Source organism: Pandoraea captiosa (assembly GCF_902459775.1).
Taxonomy (GTDB): domain Bacteria; phylum Pseudomonadota; class Gammaproteobacteria; order Burkholderiales; family Burkholderiaceae; genus Pandoraea; species Pandoraea captiosa.
Map to the genome: position 1 here is coordinate 108316 of NZ_CABPSQ010000005.1, position 17729 is coordinate 126044.

Annotated in this window: 15 protein-coding genes; 8 read left to right on the forward strand and 7 right to left on the reverse strand. The window is 63.3% G+C overall.

What is annotated here, in order from left to right:
* The first annotated feature begins 61 nt into the window (after window positions 1-61).
* The 7 genes from PCA31118_RS15630 to PCA31118_RS15660 all read left to right on the forward strand — a co-directional run bounded on the left by PCA31118_RS15630 (window position 62) and on the right by PCA31118_RS15660 (window position 6831).
* Entirely contained in the window at window positions 62-619 is a 558-nt protein-coding gene (locus PCA31118_RS15630; protein WP_150626183.1) for a ferritin-like domain-containing protein, read from the forward strand.
* 71 nt (window positions 620-690) lie between these two features.
* Window positions 691-1332 carry a response regulator gene (locus PCA31118_RS15635; protein WP_039400349.1) on the forward strand — a complete coding sequence of 214 codons (642 nt, stop codon included), beginning with the start codon at window positions 691-693 and terminating at the stop codon, window positions 1330-1332.
* Window positions 1333-1345: 13 nt separating this feature from the next.
* Window positions 1346-1768, forward strand: a complete 423-nt coding sequence (locus PCA31118_RS15640) for a response regulator (protein WP_044454541.1) — start codon at window positions 1346-1348, stop codon at window positions 1766-1768.
* 170 nt (window positions 1769-1938) lie between these two features.
* The gene (locus PCA31118_RS15645) at window positions 1939-2973 is read left to right on the forward strand and encodes a methionine ABC transporter ATP-binding protein (RefSeq protein WP_150626057.1); all 1035 of its coding nucleotides are present in this window, start codon (window positions 1939-1941) and stop codon (window positions 2971-2973) included.
* Window positions 2963-3616 carry a methionine ABC transporter permease gene (locus PCA31118_RS15650; RefSeq protein ID WP_010804449.1) on the forward strand — a complete coding sequence of 218 codons (654 nt, stop codon included), beginning with the start codon at window positions 2963-2965 and terminating at the stop codon, window positions 3614-3616. The genes PCA31118_RS15645 and PCA31118_RS15650 overlap by 11 nt, the downstream gene beginning before the upstream one ends.
* 76 nt (window positions 3617-3692) lie before the next feature.
* Entirely contained in the window at window positions 3693-4505 is an 813-nt protein-coding gene (locus tag PCA31118_RS15655) for a MetQ/NlpA family ABC transporter substrate-binding protein (protein ID WP_150626058.1), read from the forward strand.
* Between the two features lie 418 nt (window positions 4506-4923).
* Window positions 4924-6831, forward strand: coding sequence for a GGDEF domain-containing protein (locus PCA31118_RS15660; RefSeq protein WP_246190258.1), 1908 nt, complete (start codon window positions 4924-4926; stop codon window positions 6829-6831).
* A gap of 110 nt (window positions 6832-6941) precedes the next feature.
* Here PCA31118_RS15660 and PCA31118_RS15665 read toward each other — a convergent pair whose 3' ends face one another.
* From PCA31118_RS15665 to PCA31118_RS15675, 3 genes are all read right to left on the reverse strand, one after another.
* Window positions 6942-8558, reverse strand: a complete 1617-nt coding sequence (locus tag PCA31118_RS15665; RefSeq protein WP_150626059.1) for an APC family permease — start codon at window positions 8556-8558, stop codon at window positions 6942-6944.
* Window positions 8559-8973: 415 nt separating this feature from the next.
* Window positions 8974-10425, reverse strand: a complete 1452-nt coding sequence (locus PCA31118_RS15670) for an NAD-dependent succinate-semialdehyde dehydrogenase (RefSeq protein ID WP_246190271.1) — start codon at window positions 10423-10425, stop codon at window positions 8974-8976.
* A 360-nt stretch (window positions 10426-10785) separates the two neighbouring features.
* Window positions 10786-12336: a UbiD family decarboxylase gene (locus tag PCA31118_RS15675; RefSeq protein WP_150626061.1), complete on the reverse strand. Its 1551-nt coding sequence runs from the start codon at window positions 12334-12336 to the stop codon at window positions 10786-10788.
* A 568-nt stretch (window positions 12337-12904) separates the two neighbouring features.
* On the opposite strand from PCA31118_RS15675, the gene PCA31118_RS15680 reads away from it, so the two are divergent.
* Window positions 12905-13960, forward strand: coding sequence for a lytic transglycosylase domain-containing protein (locus PCA31118_RS15680; protein WP_150626062.1), 1056 nt, complete (start codon window positions 12905-12907; stop codon window positions 13958-13960).
* 210 nt (window positions 13961-14170) lie between these two features.
* Here the strand turns inward: PCA31118_RS15680 and PCA31118_RS15685 are convergent, their stop codons facing one another.
* The 4 genes from PCA31118_RS15685 to ribBA all read right to left on the reverse strand — a co-directional run bounded on the left by PCA31118_RS15685 (window position 14171) and on the right by ribBA (window position 17648).
* Entirely contained in the window at window positions 14171-15373 is a 1203-nt protein-coding gene (locus tag PCA31118_RS15685) for a pyridoxal phosphate-dependent aminotransferase (RefSeq protein WP_150626063.1), read from the reverse strand.
* 53 nt (window positions 15374-15426) lie between these two features.
* Window positions 15427-15879: a transcription antitermination factor NusB gene (gene nusB / locus PCA31118_RS15690; protein ID WP_150626064.1), complete on the reverse strand. Its 453-nt coding sequence runs from the start codon at window positions 15877-15879 to the stop codon at window positions 15427-15429.
* Window positions 15879-16394 carry a 6,7-dimethyl-8-ribityllumazine synthase gene (gene ribH / locus PCA31118_RS15695; protein ID WP_044454562.1) on the reverse strand — a complete coding sequence of 172 codons (516 nt, stop codon included), beginning with the start codon at window positions 16392-16394 and terminating at the stop codon, window positions 15879-15881. Before ribH ends, nusB begins: the two co-directional genes overlap by 1 nt.
* Window positions 16395-16526: 132 nt before the next feature.
* Window positions 16527-17648, reverse strand: a complete 1122-nt coding sequence (ribBA, locus tag PCA31118_RS15700) for a bifunctional 3,4-dihydroxy-2-butanone-4-phosphate synthase/GTP cyclohydrolase II (protein WP_150626065.1) — start codon at window positions 17646-17648, stop codon at window positions 16527-16529.
* Between the last annotated feature and the right edge of the window lie 81 nt (window positions 17649-17729).

Consider the following 17729-nt stretch of genomic DNA (forward strand, 5'->3'; position numbering starts at 1 on the left):
GCTACAGGAGAATTCGCCAATGCATACCGCCAAGCAAGCCAAACAGCACGCCAAGCACGCGATGACCGGTAATGGTCACGGCCAGCACGGCGGAGCGGATTTTGAAATCGACGTTCGTGCCCTGCGCGAGCGTGCCCGTGAGCACCTGGACGACGGTGCCGTCACGGAAGATTACCGTGCCGATCGCGACGCGGTCGTTCACATGCTCAATGACGCGCTCGCCACCGAACTGGTCTGCGTGCTGCGTTACAAGCGCCACCATTTCATGGCGACCGGCATTCACGCCGAGCCGGTCGCGGCGGAATTCGCCGAGCACGCGGCCCAGGAGCAGGATCACGCGGATCGCATTGCGGCGCGGATCGTGCAACTCGGGGGCGAGCCCGATTTCTCGCCGGATAGCCTGTCTTCGCGCAGCCACGCCGAATATGTCACCGGCAATAATCTGCGCGACATGATCCGCGAAAATCTCGTCGCTGAGCGTATTGCGATTGAGAGTTACCGCGAGATGATTCATTATTTAGGCGACCGGGATACCACGACGCGTCGCATGCTCGAAGAGATTCTCGCGGTCGAGGAAGAGCATGCCGACGACATGCGGGACCTGCTCGACCGGGAGTGAAGCCATGCTGAGCGCGTCGAAATTACTCAAGCGCGGCCGGCAGGCCGACGGGGACAGTCTCTGGAGCTTAGATGTCACTGACAATAAAAATCCTGATTGCCGACGACCACGCCATCGTTCGTACCGGCTTCAAGCAATTCATTGCCGACGAGTCGGATATGGAGGTGCTTGGGGAGGCGGCGAGCGGGGACGAAGTGATTCGTGCCGTGCGCGAAACCGAGTTCGATGTCGTGCTGCTGGATATCGCCATGCCTGACAAGAACGGCATCGACACCCTGCGCGTGATCAAGCAACTCAGACCGGAGCAGGGGGTGCTGTTCCTGTCCACCTACCCGGAGGCGCAGTACGCCGTGAATCTGCTGCGCGCCGGGGCGGACGGTTACCTGATGAAGGATGCTGCGCCCGAAGAGATCATCCGGGCGATCCGCACGGTGGCACGCGGTCATCGCTATGTGAGTGAAGTGACGGCGGACCTGCTCGCGCAAAAGCTCGACAAACCTGTCGATGAGCCGATGCACGAGCAGCTCTCGGAGCGTGAGTTTCAGGTGTTTTGCAAGCTCGCGCAGGGGCGCACCCCCACCGAGATTGCCGACGAGTTGCATCTGTCGGTGAAGACCGTCAGCACGTATCGTGCGCGGGTGCTGGAAAAGATGCATTTGAAAACCAATGCCGATCTTACGCTCTACGCGCTCAAGAACGGCTTGATAAGTTGAGAGAGAGGCTGTCATGTCAACCGGGAACGCGGCAACGCTTACGGGGTCCCGTTTGCCCCTGAAGGTGCTGCTGATCGAAGACTCGGCGGTGATTCGCGAGAGCCTGTCCGAAGCGCTCGGTTCGACCGGGATGCTGGAAGTGACAGGTGTGGCGGAGACGGCCGATGATGCGGTCCGCACCCTGGAAAACGATTCCTTCGACGCGGTGATCGTCGACATTCAGTTGCGGCGTGGTTCCGGGATGGACGTACTGTCGTATCTGCATAGCAAGGGCATGCTCGAAAAGCTCATGGCCATCGTGCTGACCAATTACGCCCTGGCGACCTACCGCAAACGCTGCCAGCAACTCGGCGTGCAGCATTTCTTCGACAAATCGCTGGAATTCGACCGGGTCATCGAAGTGCTCGACGAATTTGCGACCGAACGCGCGCGCTGACCCCCGATCGTCGGCCTCGCCCGACTACCTCTGGAATTCGGCATAAAGAGATCAAATTTTATTATTTTCAACTATTTAGGCGCATGGGCTAGAATGTCGCCTTTGCGCTAAATAGAGTCTTGGCGGCGGCACTGCGGGCGGTTTTGGCAGTGGGGCTGCTATTTTTTTGCATGATCGAACTCCAGAACATTACCCAGCGCTTCGCTGGACCCAAGGGGCCGATCGACGCGCTTTCCAATATCAGCCTGTCGATCGAGCGCGGCGAAGTTTTCGGCATCATCGGCCGAAGCGGCGCCGGCAAGAGCACGCTTGTGCGTGTCATCAACCTGCTCAACCGTCCCAGCGACGGCACCGTGCGGGTCGACGGTCAGGACCTGACCGCGCTGTCGTCGGACGAACTGCGTCAGGCGCGCCGCCGCATCGGCATGATTTTCCAGCACTTCAACCTCCTTAGCTCGCGTACTGTCTACGAGAACGTTGCGCTTCCGCTCGAACTCGCGGGCACCTCGGCTGCCGAGATCCGCGCGAAGGTGCTGCCGTTGCTCGAACTCGTGGGGCTGACGGCGCAAAAGGATCGTTACCCGTCACAGATTTCCGGCGGTCAGAAGCAGCGTGTGGGCATCGCCCGTGCACTGGCGAGCGAGCCGCAGGTGCTGCTCTCGGACGAAGCCACCTCGGCGCTCGATCCCGAGACGACGCGCTCGATCCTCGATCTGCTCAAGCGCATCAACCGTGAGCTGGGTCTGACGATCGTGCTTATCACGCACCAGATGGAAGTCATCAAGCAGGTCTGCGACCGGGTTGCGGTGCTCGATGCGGGTCGTGTGGTCGAGCAGGGCGCCGTGATCGACGTGTTCCTGCGCCCGCGCCACGATGTCACGCGCGCCCTGATCGGCGACGTGATTGCACAGGAATTGCCCGCTGGCGTGCGCGAGCGCGTGGCGTCGCGTATCGGCAATGGTCACGACCACCTGTATCGTCTCGCGTTCTCGGGCGCCGGCGTCGACCAGCCGTTGCTGTCCGAAGCGATTCGCCGGTACGAACTCGATTTCAACATCCTGCACGGCCAGATCGACGAGATCCAGGGGCAGGCATTCGGATCGCTCGCCGTGATGGCGGGCGGCACCCCGGCCCGTGTGGCCGAAGCCATGGCGTTCCTCGCCAGTGCAGGCGTCGTCGTTGAGGAGCTGAGCCATGTGGAGTGAAATGTTCGATCTTTTCGTCTCTTCGTTCTGGGAGACACTCATCATGGTTGGTATCTCCGGTCTGATCGGCGCGGTTGTGGGTGTGCCGCTCGGCGTGCTGCTGTATCTGACGGATCGCAACGGCGTGTTGCAGAACCTGCCGACCAACCGGATCGTCGGGATCATCGTCAATGCCGTGCGCTCCACGCCGTTCATCATTTTGTTGGTGGCCGTCATTCCATTCACGCGACTGATCGTGGGATCGTCCATCGGCACGATGGCTGCCGTGGTGCCGCTGACGATTGCGGCCGCACCGTTCGTGGCGCGTCTGGTCGAGACGGCGTTGCGTGAAGTCGACCGCGGCCTGATCGAGGCGGCCCAGTCGATGGGGGCGACGACCGGGCAGATCGTCATGAAGGTGCTGCTGCCCGAAGCCCTGCCGGGCATCGTTGCGGGGCTGACGATCACGTTCGTGAGCCTCGTCGGCTACTCGGCCATGGCCGGCGCCATTGGCGGCGGCGGTCTCGGCGACCTCGGCATCCGCTACGGTTATCAGCGCTTCCTGCCGGAAGTCATGATCACCGTCGTGCTGATCCTGATCGTTTTCGTGCAACTGGTGCAGACGTTCGGTGACTGGCTGGTGCGGCGTCTGAGCCACAAGTAAGTTCGAACCACTGTCGTCATTCGCAAAAGTACTTCTCGCCGGCCCACCGGCACGCTATTCAAACTCGGGGTTATTTATGCAACGTCGTACGCTCTTCAAGCTGCTGGCCGGTGTCGGTGCCGCCACGGTTTTCGCCACGCAATTCGCAGCGCCCGCTGCCGCCGCTGATGCCGTCAACCTGAAGGTCGGCGTGACGGGCGGCCCGCACGCCCAGATTTTCGACGAAGTGAAGAAGGTCGCCGCCAAGGATGGCCTGAACATCAAGGTCATCGAATTCAGCGACTACGTGCAGCCGAACGCCGCCTTGTCGTCGGGCGATCTGGACGTGAACAGCTATCAGCACCAGCCGTATCTCGATGCGCAAGTGAAGGATCGCGGCTACAAGCTCGAATCCATCGCCAAGACCGTGATCTTCCCGATGGGCATCTACTCGAAGAAGCTCAAGTCGCTGGCCGATCTGAAGACGGGTGACAAGGTCTCGCTGCCGAACGATCCGACCAACGGTGGCCGCGCGCTGCTGTTGCTGCAAAAGCAGGGCTTGATCAAGCTGCGCGCAGACGCGGGCCTGAAGGCAACGCCGATCGACGTGGCCGAAAACCCGAAGAAGCTGAAGTTCGTGGAACTGGATGCCGCCCAACTGCCGCGCTCGCTCGACGACGTTGCCGTGGCGGTGATCAACACCAACTTCGCTATGGAAGCGGGTCTGAACCCGAAGAAGGATTCGATCGCCATCGAAGACGCCAACGGCCCTTACGCCAACGTGCTGGTGATTCGCACGGCGGACAAGAGCAAGCCGTGGGTGGCCAAGCTGATCAAGGCTTACCACTCGCCGGAAGTGAAGGCGTTCATCGAACAGAAGTTCGGTGGCTCGGTCGTCACGGCCTGGTAAGGCACACAGTATGTTGTGAGACGGTTCTCCGCATCGCGGTGAGCAGGCTCCGGAAAGCGGCAACGCCCAAGCGGCGTTGCCGTTTTTTTTCGTCCTTGTGCGGCGCAGGTATCCGGGTGAGGTCAAGGGTTCGCGCACGACGCGGCATTTGTTGCAATTCCGACGCTGTCACGGTTTTGTCAAATAACGGCGATAGCCTGAGTGCCAACGAAAATAGGGTGCCCACGGGCACCGTCACAAGACGCGGATATGGGCCAAAGAGCAGCGACCGCACGCGAAGCACGGGGAACGGGTGAGACTTCATCGGGGCGCACTGCCACCGGTGCGCGCAATGGCGCCCGACACATGCCCGCACGACGTAAGGCTGTTTGGCTGTTTGCATGCGCCGGGCGCACCGCACCGACTTACGGAGTCTGAGTTGAACCCTCTCCCGCCTGCCGCTGTTGCCGGGATACGTCCGCAGGAACGCTTTCCTTCTTCGTCGCCGGCTGCTTCCTCGGTCCCTTCCACGGAACCTTTCACGCCCCCGCACCCTTATGCAGAACCGGACGAAGCATCGCTGCTCGCGCAACTGTGCGAGGGCGTTGGCCTGACCTGCGTCTTCCAGCCGATCGTCGACTTCCGAACCTCCGAAGTGGCCGGATACGAAGGGCTGGTGCGCGGGCCGGCCGGCACGACCATCCACTCGCCGATGGCGCTCTTCGCCGCTGCGCGTCGTCACGGGTTGCTCGGCCCGCTGGAACTCGCCTGTCGGCGCACGGTGCTGCGTGGCTTCGTCGCGCAGGATCTGCCGGAACGTCTTTTCCTGAATATCGGTCCGGTCACACGGGCGCAGCCCGGCGGCGGCGTGAGTGAATCGCTCGGGCTCGACGAGACATTTGCCATGCTGCAATCGTTTCGCCTGCCGCCTGAGCGGGTCGTCCTCGAACTCACGGAGCATGCGCCGACACTGGACCTCGCGAGCACCCGTGCTTCGCTCGCGGCGTATCGCGCGCTCGGCTTCGAAGTGGCGCTCGACGACATGGGCGAAGGCTACGCGAGCCTGCGCCTGTGGTCGGAACTGCGCCCCGATTACGTCAAGATCGATCGGCATTTCGTCGACGGTATCGACACCGACACCGTCAAACTTCAGTTCGTGCGATCGATGCGTCAGATCGCGGAGACGAGCGGCACACGGGTGATTGCCGAGGGGATCGAACACGCGGAAGAATTACAGGTGGTGCGCGATCTGGGGATCTTCCTCGGGCAGGGCTATTTCATCGCGCGGCCCGAAGCGCAGCCGCAGCGGGCGATCACGGCGAATGTGCAGGAGGTCGTGAACGAGCGTCGCGCCTATGTGCATCAGCAACCGAGTCAACTGGGCGCTGGAAACGTGACCCTGGAGCGCATTGCCTCGTACGTTGCACCGGTTTCGCCCGACACGCGCAGCGAGGATGTGGTGGCACGTTTCGAAAGCGATCCGGCGCTGGAGGTGTTGCCGGTCGTCGAGCGCGAGCGTGCCGTTGGCCTGATCGGGCGTGCGTCGCTGATTGGGCGTTTTGCACGTCCGTTCACGCGCGAGCTGTACGGGCGCAAGCCGTGCTCGGCCGTGATGGAACCCCGCCCGCTCACCTTCGACAAGGGCGCGCGGGTCGAGGACCTGAGCCGGATGATCGCCGAGGGTGCAAGCCGACAGATCGCGGCGGGGTTCATCGTGACGGACCAGGGGCGGTACTTCGGCGTGGCGCAGGGCCATGCGCTCATGCGCCATATCACCGACATGCAGCTGGATGCTGCGCGCTACGCCAATCCGCTGACGCTGCTGCCCGGCAACGTGCCGATCGACGACTACATGGATCGCATGATCGGCGAGCGGCAATCGTTCCATGCCTGCTACGTCGATCTGGATAACTTCAAGCCGTTTAACGACGTGTTCGGCTATCGCCGTGGAGACGATCTGATTCAACTGGTCGCGCGCGTGCTTATGGCGGTGCGCAATCCGGAGCGCGATTTTCTCGGGCACATCGGTGGCGACGACTTCCTGATTCTCTTTCGCAGCCCCGACTGGGAAACCCGCTGCCGTGAAGCGCTCACGCGGTTCGGCGAAGCCGTGACGGAATACTTTCATCCAGATCAGATCGCGGCGGGCGGATTCGAAGCGGAGGACCGGCGCGGCATGGTCATCTTCCATCCCATCACCAGCCTGTCGATTGGCGTGGTGGCCGTCACGCCGGAGAGTTTCCCCTCACACGTGGAAGTCTCGGCCGCCGCCGCCGAGGCCAAGAAGATGGCCAAACGTGCGCTTGGCAACAGCCTGTTCATCGAGCGGCGACGCGCGCATCGATAGCTTGCGATGTGTCGCCGACAACGAAAAAGCCCGCCGAACGGCGGGCTTTGTGTCACGCATCCAGGCCCGCCGAATGGCGGGCGCTGCGTCTTGCATCCACCAATCGGCGCTCAGTGAGACAGCGCGGGCATGCCTTCCATGCTGGCGGCGTCCTGTTCACGCTCTTCCGAAAGGTAGGGCGTGCGCCAACCTGCCTTGACGCCCCAGTGATAAAACGCGAGCGAGAGCACGGCGACGATACCCATGTCCCAGCCGTAAGGCAGCAACCCGAGTCCCCCGAATTCCTTGCTGCCGATGTACGAGCACAGCGCCATGCAGGGCAGGTAGCCGATGAGCCACCACGAGGCCTTGAGGTCACGGCCAAAACCTTGCCACTTGTCCTTCGCCTGGTAGTAGAAGTACACGGGCAGCGCCACGACGACCAACACGATGATCTCGCCGGTCAGCGGCCAGCGTGCCCAGTACAGGATCAGGGACGCACATACGAACGCGAACGGCGCGATGAGCGACAGGCCGGGCAGACGCAGCGGGCGGTGCATGTCCGGCGCCGAGTGGCGCAGCGCCATGACGCTGATCGGGCCGGTCAGGTAGGAAATCACGGTAGCGACCGAAATCACGGCGGCCAGCGAGTCCCAGCCGCGGAAGAAGAACATGAAGACGAACGAGATCGCGAGGTTGAACCACATTGCCGGGCGGGGCACGCCGTACAGCGGATGCACGCGGCCGAGAATCGCCGGCAGGGTGCGATTGCGCTCCATCGCGTAGATCATGCGGCTCGTGGTGGCCATGTACGTGGTGCCGGTGCCGCTCGGGCTCAGGAAGGCGTCGAAGTAAAGCACGATGGCCAGCCAGTTCAGGCCGAGGGCGATCGCCAGCTCGGCGAACGGCGAGCTGAAGCTCACCATGTGCCAGCCGCCCGCGAGTTGCTCAGGCGACAGCGCCCCGATGTAGGCGACTTGCAGCAACAGATAAATGACGGTGGCCAGCAGGATCGAGCCGACGACGGCAAACGGAATGCTGCGGCCCGGATCGCGTGCCTCTCCGGCGAGGTTCACCGGACTCTGAAAACCGTTGAAGGCGAACACGATGCCCGACGTGGCAACGGCGGTGAGCACCGCCGACATGCCGTTGGGCGCAAAACCGCCATGCTCGGCCATGTTGAAGTTGCCCGGGTGGAAGCCCGCGATCATGAGACCGGCGATGGTCAGCGCAGGAATCGCGAACTTGAACAGGGTGATGGCCGTGTTGGCGCGCGCGAAAAGCTTCACACCCCAGTAGTTCAGCATGAAGTAGACGATCACCAGAAGGGCGGACAGTACCAATCCGCTCGTCGTGAGCGTGCCGTCCACGAACAGCGCGTTCGCCCAGTCGTACGGCCACGTGCTCATGTACTGGATCGACGCTTCCGCCTCGATGGGAATGACCGAGACGATCGCGATCCAGTTGGCCCACGCGGCGATGAAGCCGACCAGACTGCCGTGCGAGTAGCGGGAATAACGCACCATGCCGCCCGACTCCGGGAACATGGCGCCGAGTTCGGCGTAGGTCAGGGCGATGGCGAGAATCACGACGGCGCCGATGAGCCAGGCGAACAGGGCGGCCGGGCCGGCAATCTTGGCGGCTTTCCAGGCGCCGAAAAGCCAGCCGGAGCCGATGATCGAACCGAGGCCGGTCAACATCAGGGCGAACGGCCCGATGTTGCGCATGAGGGATTGATTGTTGTCCATTCGATGTCTTGTCTTCTCCACGCCCGGGGGGAGCAGGCGGCCACGCCATGAGGGGGCAGGAGCGGCACGCTGCGCGAGGGCGGACACGTCGGCAGGCCGGTCGCCGTCACAACGAACATGACGGCGCGGGGGCGGCGCTGACGAACGCGACTTCTGTTGATCGACTTCGCAAACGTCCCGATCCCCGCCATCGCACCGCCGGGTGAGCGTGCAGTGCCCGAATTGGGGTCGGAGTGGGCGTTCGCGAAAAAAGCGCGATTCTACCCGAGCCGGCCCAGGTGTGTGGGACTTTGTAACACTTTCGGGATGGGTGCCGGTTCGACGACGTTAGGTGGATATCGGCGCAAGCCAGTCACGGCGCGGCTCGCGCCGTGGGAATCGGACTATTACAAATTGTTAAAGGGTCAGATGTGAATCACATCCCGGCCAGGCACAGATACTTCATTTCAAGGTACTCGTCGATGCCGTACTTCGACCCTTCGCGACCCAAACCCGACTGTTTGACGCCACCGAAGGGAGCGACTTCGTTCGAGATCAGGCCGGTGTTGATCCCGACCATGCCTGCCTCGATGCCCTCCGCCACGCGCCAGACGCGCCCCACGTCGCGAGCGAAGAAGTAGGACGCGAGGCCGAAGTCCGACGCGTTCGCGAGCCGGATGCCCTCCGCTTCGTCCTTGAAGCGGAAAACCGGGGCGACCGGCCCGAAGGTCTCCTCCTGGGCGACGAGCATGTCGGCGCTGGCATCGGCCACGACGGTGGGTTCGAAGAAGCGACCGTGCAGCACTTTGCCCCCGACCGTCACCCGGCCGCCCTTGGCGATGGCGTCCTGCATGTGTCGTTCGACTTTGGTGATGGCGGCGTCCTCGATCAGCGGGCCGATGGCGACATCCGGCTCGAAGCCGTTGCCCACACGCAGCTTGCCGACGGCCTCCGTGAGCTTTTCGACGAAGGCGTCGTAGATGCCGTCCTGCGCGTAGATGCGGTTCGCGCAGACGCACGTCTGCCCGGCATTGCGGAATTTGGACGCGATGCATCCCTCGACGGCGGCGTCCACATCGGCATCGTCGAAGACGAGGAACGGGGCGAGACCACCCAGTTCCAGGGCAACCTTCTTGATCGTCGACGCACATTGCGCCATGAGTCGGGCACCCACGGGTGTCGAGCCGGTGAAGGACAAATGGCGCACGCGGGGGCTTGAGGTCAGCACATTGCCGACGTCTGACGAGTTTTTCGATGTCACGACGTTGAACACGCCCTTGGGCAGACCGGCGCGGTCGGCCAGTTCTGCCAGCGCGAGCGCCGAGAGCGGGGTGAGGCGCGCCGGTTTGACCACGATGGTGCAGCCCGCGGCAATGGCCGGGGCGATCTTGCGGGTGATCATCGCAATGGGGAAGTTCCATGGCGTGATCGACGCACATACGCCGATGGGCTGTTTGAGCACCAGCATCCGCTTGCCGCCTTCGGGCGAGGCGAGTACGTCGCCATCGATACGTTTGGCTTCTTCCGCAAACCACTCGATGAATGAGGCGCCGTAGGCCACCTCGCCTTTGGCCTCGGCGAGCGGCTTGCCCTGCTCGGCGGTCATGATGGCGCCGAGGTCGTCTTGCGCCTGCATGATGAGATCGAACCAGCGACGCATGATGCGTGCGCGTTCCTTGCCCGTCTTGCCGCGCCACGCCGGCAGCGCGGTTTCGGCTGCGACCAGCGCGCGTTCGGCCTCCTTGGCGCCCAGATCGGCGACCTGCGCAATCTCGGCGTCGGTCGCGGGGTCGTTGACGGCGAAGGTGGCGTGGGAGTCGGCCTGCGTCCAGTCGCCGTCGATGTAGGCGTCGGATCTGAGCAGTTCGGGGTCTTTCAGACGGGACAGCGCCGGATGCGCTTTGGCCGAGGCGTTAGACCGCCGGGAGGTCTGCGACGTTTGGGTGGGGCGGGATGACGACACGATCAGCTCCTTTCGAAGGCCGGGCGGTGCGCCTTGACGGGCGCCGTACCGCTCGGGGGACGGAAATGGATACAGCGTGCGGATACCCGGATATCCAGATACGGACGCGGGTACGGATACCGCTCATCTCAGTGTCAGGTGCCAGCTTACGCCAACGTGGCGCGATTTTTTCCGCACCGCGACCCGGCGCGCAAAAGCAAACGCCGGCAGCCCGACGGGCCACCGGCGTGAGGTATGGCTCAGGAGTAGGGCTCAGGAGTAGGGCTCAGGAAACGCGGGCTGGTTTTACAGGCCGAGATCCTTGTACAGCGCAGCCATGCGAGCGTCGACGTCGGCGGTCATTTCGATGGGACGCCCCCACTCGCGCGAAGTTTCGCCCGGCCACTTATTCGTGGCGTCGATCCCCATCTTCGAGCCCAGCCCGGCCTTGGGGGAGGCAAAGTCCAGATAGTCGATGGGGGTCTGGTCGACGAGCGTGGTATCGCGGGTCGGGTCCACGCGCGTGGTGATCGCCCAGATGACTTCCTTCCAGTCCCGAATGTCGACGTCTTCGTCGACCACCACGATGAACTTCGTATACATGAACTGGCGCAGGAAACTCCACACACCGAACATGACCCGCTTGGCGTGGCCCGGATACGCCTTCTTCATCTGGACGATGGCCATGCGGTAACTGCATCCCTCCGGCGGCAGATAGAAGTCGGTGATTTCGGGGAACTGCTTCTGCAACAGCGGCACGAAGACTTCATTGAGCGCCACGCCGAGTACGGCCGGTTCGTCGGGCGGTTTGCCCGTGTAGGTCGAGTGATAGACGGCATTGCGCCGCATCGTGATGCGCTCGATCTTGAATACCGGGAACCACTCCTGCTCGTTGTAATAGCCGGTGTGATCGCCGTATGGCCCTTCGAGGGCGTGCGCGTAACCGGCTGTGGCGCCGCGCGAGGGCGGCTGCGGTGCGCCATCGGGGACGACGGGCGGTTGTTCGGACGGGTAAATGAACCCTTCGAGTACGATTTCGGCTCGCGCCGGCACGCGCAGCGATTCCAGCCCGGGCGTGACGCACTTGGCCAGTTCCGTGCGGCTGCCGCGCAGCAAGCCGGCAAACTGATACTCGGAGAGCGTGTCGGGGACCGGCGTGACCGCACCCAGCATGGTTGCCGGATCCGCACCCAGTGCGACGGCAATCGGGAACGGTTTGCCCGGATTCGCCTGCGCGAACTCGCGGAAGTCGAGCGCGCCGCCACGATGCGCGAGCCAGCGCATGATGACTTCGTTGCGGCTGATGACTTGCTGGCGGTAGATGCCCAGATTCTGGCGCTTGCGGTGCGGACCCTTGGTAATGACCAGGCCCCAGGTAATCAGCGGGGCGGCGTCGCCTGGCCAGCAGGTCTGGATCGGCAGTCGGGAGAGGTCGACGTCCTCACCTTCCCAGACGATCTCCTGACACACCGGACTGCTGACTTCCTTCGGCGCCATGTCCCACACGGCTTTGGCCATGCCGAACAGCTTGCCCGCGTCCTTGAGTCCGCGCGGCGGTTCGGGCTCCTTGAGTGTCGAGAGAAGGCGACCGATGTCGCGCAGCGAACCCAGAGCGTTCTCGCCGTCTTCGACACCCATACCCAACGCCACACGTTCAGGGGTGCCAAACAAGTTGGCGAGCACCGGCATGTCATAGCCGGTCGGGCGCTCGAACCAGAGGGCCGGGCCCCCGGCTTTGAGTACGCGATCGGCGAGCGCGGTCATCTCCAACACCGGCGAGACCGGCACGTCTACGCGACGAAGCTGGCCGGATCGCTCCAGTTGCGCGGTGAAGTCACGAAGATCGAGATATTTCATGAAACAAACCGTTACCAAAAATTTTACGAAATTCATACGCCCGGAGTAAACGGGCGTTTGAATCCGTTGAATGTCGGAGTGACACCCTTGTAAACGCGGGGTGAGGCAGGGCATTTTACCGGCCAAGGCGGCCGAACGTCACGGCAAAACACCTGTTACAAATTACTTTTGGTAATGATTTTCCGGATTAATAGTATTGACGGTTTATATATCACTGCTACAATCCGCCCGTTGAATCCAGAAAGGCGGCTTCGATGACGGGTAGGCCGACCCGCTCAAGCTTAGCGACAACTACAACATCGACGTGGATTTTCAGTGGCTGGTTTTCTCACCGAGGTCGGGAAGCCAGTGTTTTAGGAAGCAGCGCGAGCGATAGCTCGTCAGCGCCGGGGACCTGAACAGGTCGGCGCGCTGCGGCGGTAGCGGCATCGTCAATGACAAACACGATGCACCGCCTCGTTCCATATGCCGTAAGTAAGCGCTTCACGGGATGCCTGGCGGGCATACCGGCTTACTTCCTTACGCCCCGGGGCCACCCCGTGGTGACGGCGTAACCGGAGTACGTAGTATGAAGAAGTCTGGTTTATCACCCTGGCTACTGGCCGTGTTCGGTGCGCTGCGTGCGCGCGGCGCGGCGACGGTAGCCGTGGCTCGCCGCGATTGGCGTCGCCTGGCATGGCACGGCGGTCGTGCTGGACTGTATGCGTCCAGCGCGGTAGGTCTGGTTGCCGTGGTCGGCACGCTGGCGTTGTGGGCTCGACCGACGTGGCGTGCCGATCTGGCATCGCGCGTGGGTCCGCTGCTCGAGGCAGCCACCGGTTCGGCCAATGCGGCCGGCCAGGGCGCCAACGGCGGCGTGGTCGCCCAGGGTACCCCGTCGAACTCGACGATGATGGCCCAAGCCGCGCAACACGTGCCGTCGGCCGCCGTGCTGGCCGCCTATATTCCGAACCAGCGTGTGGCTGCCGATGCGCGTGCCACCAAGGTGCTGGATACGCGTGAGCAGATCGCTGTCGCCGACTACCTCGCACGCCGCTATCGCGTGGCGGGCGACGTGACGGGCAACCTCGTGCGCGCGGCTTACTCGACCGGCAAGGAAGTGGGCCTCGACCCGCTGCTGCTGCTCGCCGTGATGGCGATCGAATCGGGCTTCAACCCGTATGCGGAGAGCACCGTCGGCGCCCAGGGCCTCATGCAGGTCATGTCGAAGGTGCATCAGGACAAGCTCGAATACTTCGGCGGTCCGGAAGCGGCGCTGCATCCGCTCGCCAATATCAAGGTGGGCGCGCTGATTCTGAAGGAATGCATCGCACGCGGCGGTTCGCTCGCGGGTGGTCTGCGTCTTTATGTCGGCTCGACCAGCGCCGGTGACGGCGGCTACGGCGCCAAGGTACTCGCCGAGCGTGATCGTCTGCGCGGCGTGTCGATGGGACGCAAGGTTTCGCCGAACGAGCCGCAGGCACCGGTGATCGTCAGTTCGACCAAGCCGGTCGCCAAGCCGGTCTCGGCGGGCAAGTCGGAAGACACGACGTCGGAGTCGGCACCTGCGCCGGCAGCATCGACCTCGACGGGAAAGGCGGCTTCGGCCGGCAAGCTCGAAGCGGACGACAGCACGGCGGCCTGATATGGCCGGAGGTGGCCTGAACGGGCCGCGACCTCGCGCGATGCGCCACGGCCGGCGCATCCATCGGTTCGCGATGCTATCTATATAGTAGAGACGTCAGCGCAGCCAACAAAAAACCCATCGAAGCGATTCGATGGGTTTTTTGTTTGGGGCGCGCACGCGATGCGCTATGGGGACTGCTTCGTGGGTTCGGCTTGGTCAATCAGAGACTCAGCCTGCTGCGAAGACCTTGCCGATGCGATCCATGGCCTCTTGCAACTGAGCAAGGGATGTCGCGTACGACAGACGAATGTACTGTCGCGGTTCGGCAAAACCGAAATCCAGGCCCGGCACGAGCACGACATCGGCCTGCTGGAGCAATGACTGCGTGAGCTGGTCGCTGTCGCCGGCATGCGGATGCGAGACGCCGGTGCAATCCGCGTAGACGTAGAAAGCGCCGTCCGGCATGACCGGGACCTTGAAGCCGAGTCGTTCCAACGCGGGCACGACGTAATCGCGGCGTTGACGGAACGCTTCCTTGCGCTCCTCGTAAATCGCCAGTGTCTGCGGCAGGAAGCACGCCGTTGCCGCATGTTGCGCGACGGCCGACGGACAGATGAACAGGTTTTGCGCCAGTTTCTCGAACGTGGGCACCAGCGAGGGCGGTACCACCAGCCAGCCCAGACGCCACCCCGTCATATTGAAGTACTTCGAGAAGCTGCTCACGACCAGCACGTCGTCGCCGAAGCTCAGTGCCGTGGTCGGCTTGCCGTCATACGACAGGCCCTGATAGATCTCGTCGACGAGCGTGAACCCGCCACGCGCGCGCACCGTCTTGACGATGCGCGACAATTCGTCCGTCTCGATGGACGTTCCCGTCGGATTGGACGGCGACGCCAGCAAGACGCCCCGCGATTTCGGTCCCCAGTGCGACTCGATGCGCTGCGCGGTCAACTGGAAACGTTCGGCCGGGCCGGACGGAATCAGCACCGGCTTGCCATCGAACGTCGACACGAAGTGACGGTTGCACGGATAGCAGGGGTCCGGCATCAGCACTTCGTCGCCCACACCGACGAGCGCAGCGCACGCCAGAACGAGCGCCGCAGACGCTCCGGCCGTCACGACGATTCGCGACGGATCGACGTCCACGCCGTAAAAACTACGGTAGTAGCCGGAGATGGCCTCGCGCAACGCGGGAATGCCCATCGCGCCGGTGTACTGCGTCCGACCGTCGCGCATGGCCTTCGCCGCAGCCTCGATGACCGCCTCGGGTGCCGTAAAATCCGGCTCGCCGATCCCCATGTGAATGACCCGGTGCCCTGCCTTTTCCCGTAGCGCGGCCTGTTTGGCCAGTTCCATGACGTGAAAGGGAGCGATATCGTCGACACGTTGCGCGAGTGTCAGCGCGGGAGCGAGATTGGGCGTGCGATCCATGGGGGCGGGGGGTATCGGAAAATCGGCCGAAGCCGGTGGCAGCCGGCGAGACCTCAGGCGTTCTTGCCGCGAGCGCCGTTGCGATTCGCGGCAACTTCGGCCGGACGCACTTCTGCGGCGAACTTGTCGAGCACACCGTTCACGAAGCGATGGCCGTCCGGGCCGCCGAACGTCTTCACGACTTCGACCGCCTCGTTGATCACCACGCGGTACGGCACGTCCTGAAGGTGGATCAGTTCGTAGGCCCCCGCAATCAGTGCGGCATGTTCGATGGGCGACAACTGCGCTGCCGGCCGATCCAGATAGGGCTGGAGTTGCTGCGACAAGGCGTCCGCCTCGCGGATGCTGCCGTACAGCACAGCTTCCAGGAGAACCTGATCCGCCTTGTCATAGCCAGGGGTGGAGCGCAGGTGAGCATCGATCTCACTCGCGTGGCCGCGCGAAATCAGCCATTGATACACTCCTTGCAGCGCAAATTCGCGCGCGCGGCGCCGTGCACTCTTCATTACCGATCTTCCTCTTCTTCGTCTTCGTCTTCATCCGATCCGTCGTCGCCACTGAGCATGTCGATGGCTTCGAGCAGATTGGCCATTTCCACCGCCACGCGGGCTGCATCGCGGCCCTTCTCGGCGGCGCGCACTTCGGCCTGTTCGTCGTTTTCGGTCGTGAGCACCGCGTTGGCGATGGGGATGCCGAAATCGAGACCGATGCGCGTGATGCCGGCACCGCTTTCGTTCGACACCAGCTCAAAGTGATACGTCTCGCCGCGGATGACCGCGCCGAGCGCGATGAGCGCGTCGAACTGGCCGCATTCGGCCATTTTTTGCAATGCCAGCGGAATTTCCAGTGCGCCGGGCACAGTTACGAGCAATACGTCTTCGCCGTCGACACCCAGGCGTTCGAGTTCGGCCACGGCGGCTTCGCGCAGCGCGGCGCAAACGGCGTCGTTGAAGCGGGCTTGCACGATACCGACACGCAGGCCTTCACCGTCGAGTTCCGGCTGGTATTGTCCGATTTCCATAATGGTCTTCCTCAAAAAAGTACCGTCCAGGCGGTGCGGCCAACGTAATGCCGATGCACCCGAGACAGCGATGCTCGGCAAGATGACGCCCCGCCTTTGCGCCTTTGCGGGCGGGCCGTCGAAATGGAATGCTCAGGCAGTCTCGACGCCGGGCATCGGCTGGAAGCCGGTCACCTCGAGGCCATAACCCGCCATGTTGGGGATCTTACGCGGACTCGACAGCACCCGCATTTTACCGACGCCCAACTCGCGCAGGATCTGCGCGCCGACGCCGTGCGTGCGGAAGTCCACCGGACGACGCTTCGCACGTGCAGCCTTCTCGGTTTCGTCGAGCGCTTCGAACTGGTTGAACAGATGCTCCGGCGTTTCCACGCAGTTCAGCAGCACGACCACGCCCTTGCCGGCCTCGGCAATCGCCTGCATCGCGCCGGCCAGCGTCCACGAGTGCGTGGACACGCCGGTCTCGAGCAGATCCATGACCGACAGCGGCTCGTGCACGCGCACCAGGGTTTCGTCGTCCGGGCGGGGCGTGCCGCGCACCAGCGCCAGATGCGGGTTGCCGCTCGGCTTGTCGCGATACAACGTTGCCTGGAACGGTCCCCACGCGGTCTGCATTTCGCGCGACGCCACCGTCTCGATCATCGACTCGGTGCGGCTGCGATAGTGAATGAGATCGACGATCGTGCCGATCTTGATGTTGTGCTGCTCGGCGAATTCCATCAACTGCGGCAGACGCGCCATCGTGCCGTCGTCGTTCATGATCTCGCAGATGACGGCGGCCGGCGTGAGGCCCGCCATCGCGGTGAGGTCGCACCCGGCTTCCGTGTGACCGGCGCGCACCAGCACACCGCCGGGCTGCGCCATGATCGGGAACACGTGACCCGGCTGGACAATGTCTTCCGGACGCGCATCGCGCGAGATCGCCGTCTGCACCGTATGTGCGCGGTCCGCCGCGGAGATGCCCGTCGTCACGCCTTCCGCCGCCTCGATCGACAGCGTGAACGCCGTGCCGTATTGCGTGCCGTTGCGGTAAGTCATGAGCGGCAGGTTCAGCTGCTTGCAGCGGGCCTGCGTCAACGTGAGGCAGATCAGGCCGCGCCCGTACTTGGCCATGAAGTTGATGGCTTCGGGGGTCGCGAATTCGGCTGCCATGACCAGGTCGCCTTCGTTCTCACGATCTTCCTCGTCAACGAGGACTACCATGCGGCCGGCCTTCAGCTCGGCAATGATTTCTTCTGTAGTGGCCAACGGCATAGCGGCAACGCGGGGGCTGAATTTGGAAAGGCTCTATTCTACGCCAAGCGGATGCCCGCCAGCGTCCGATCTCTTGTTTCG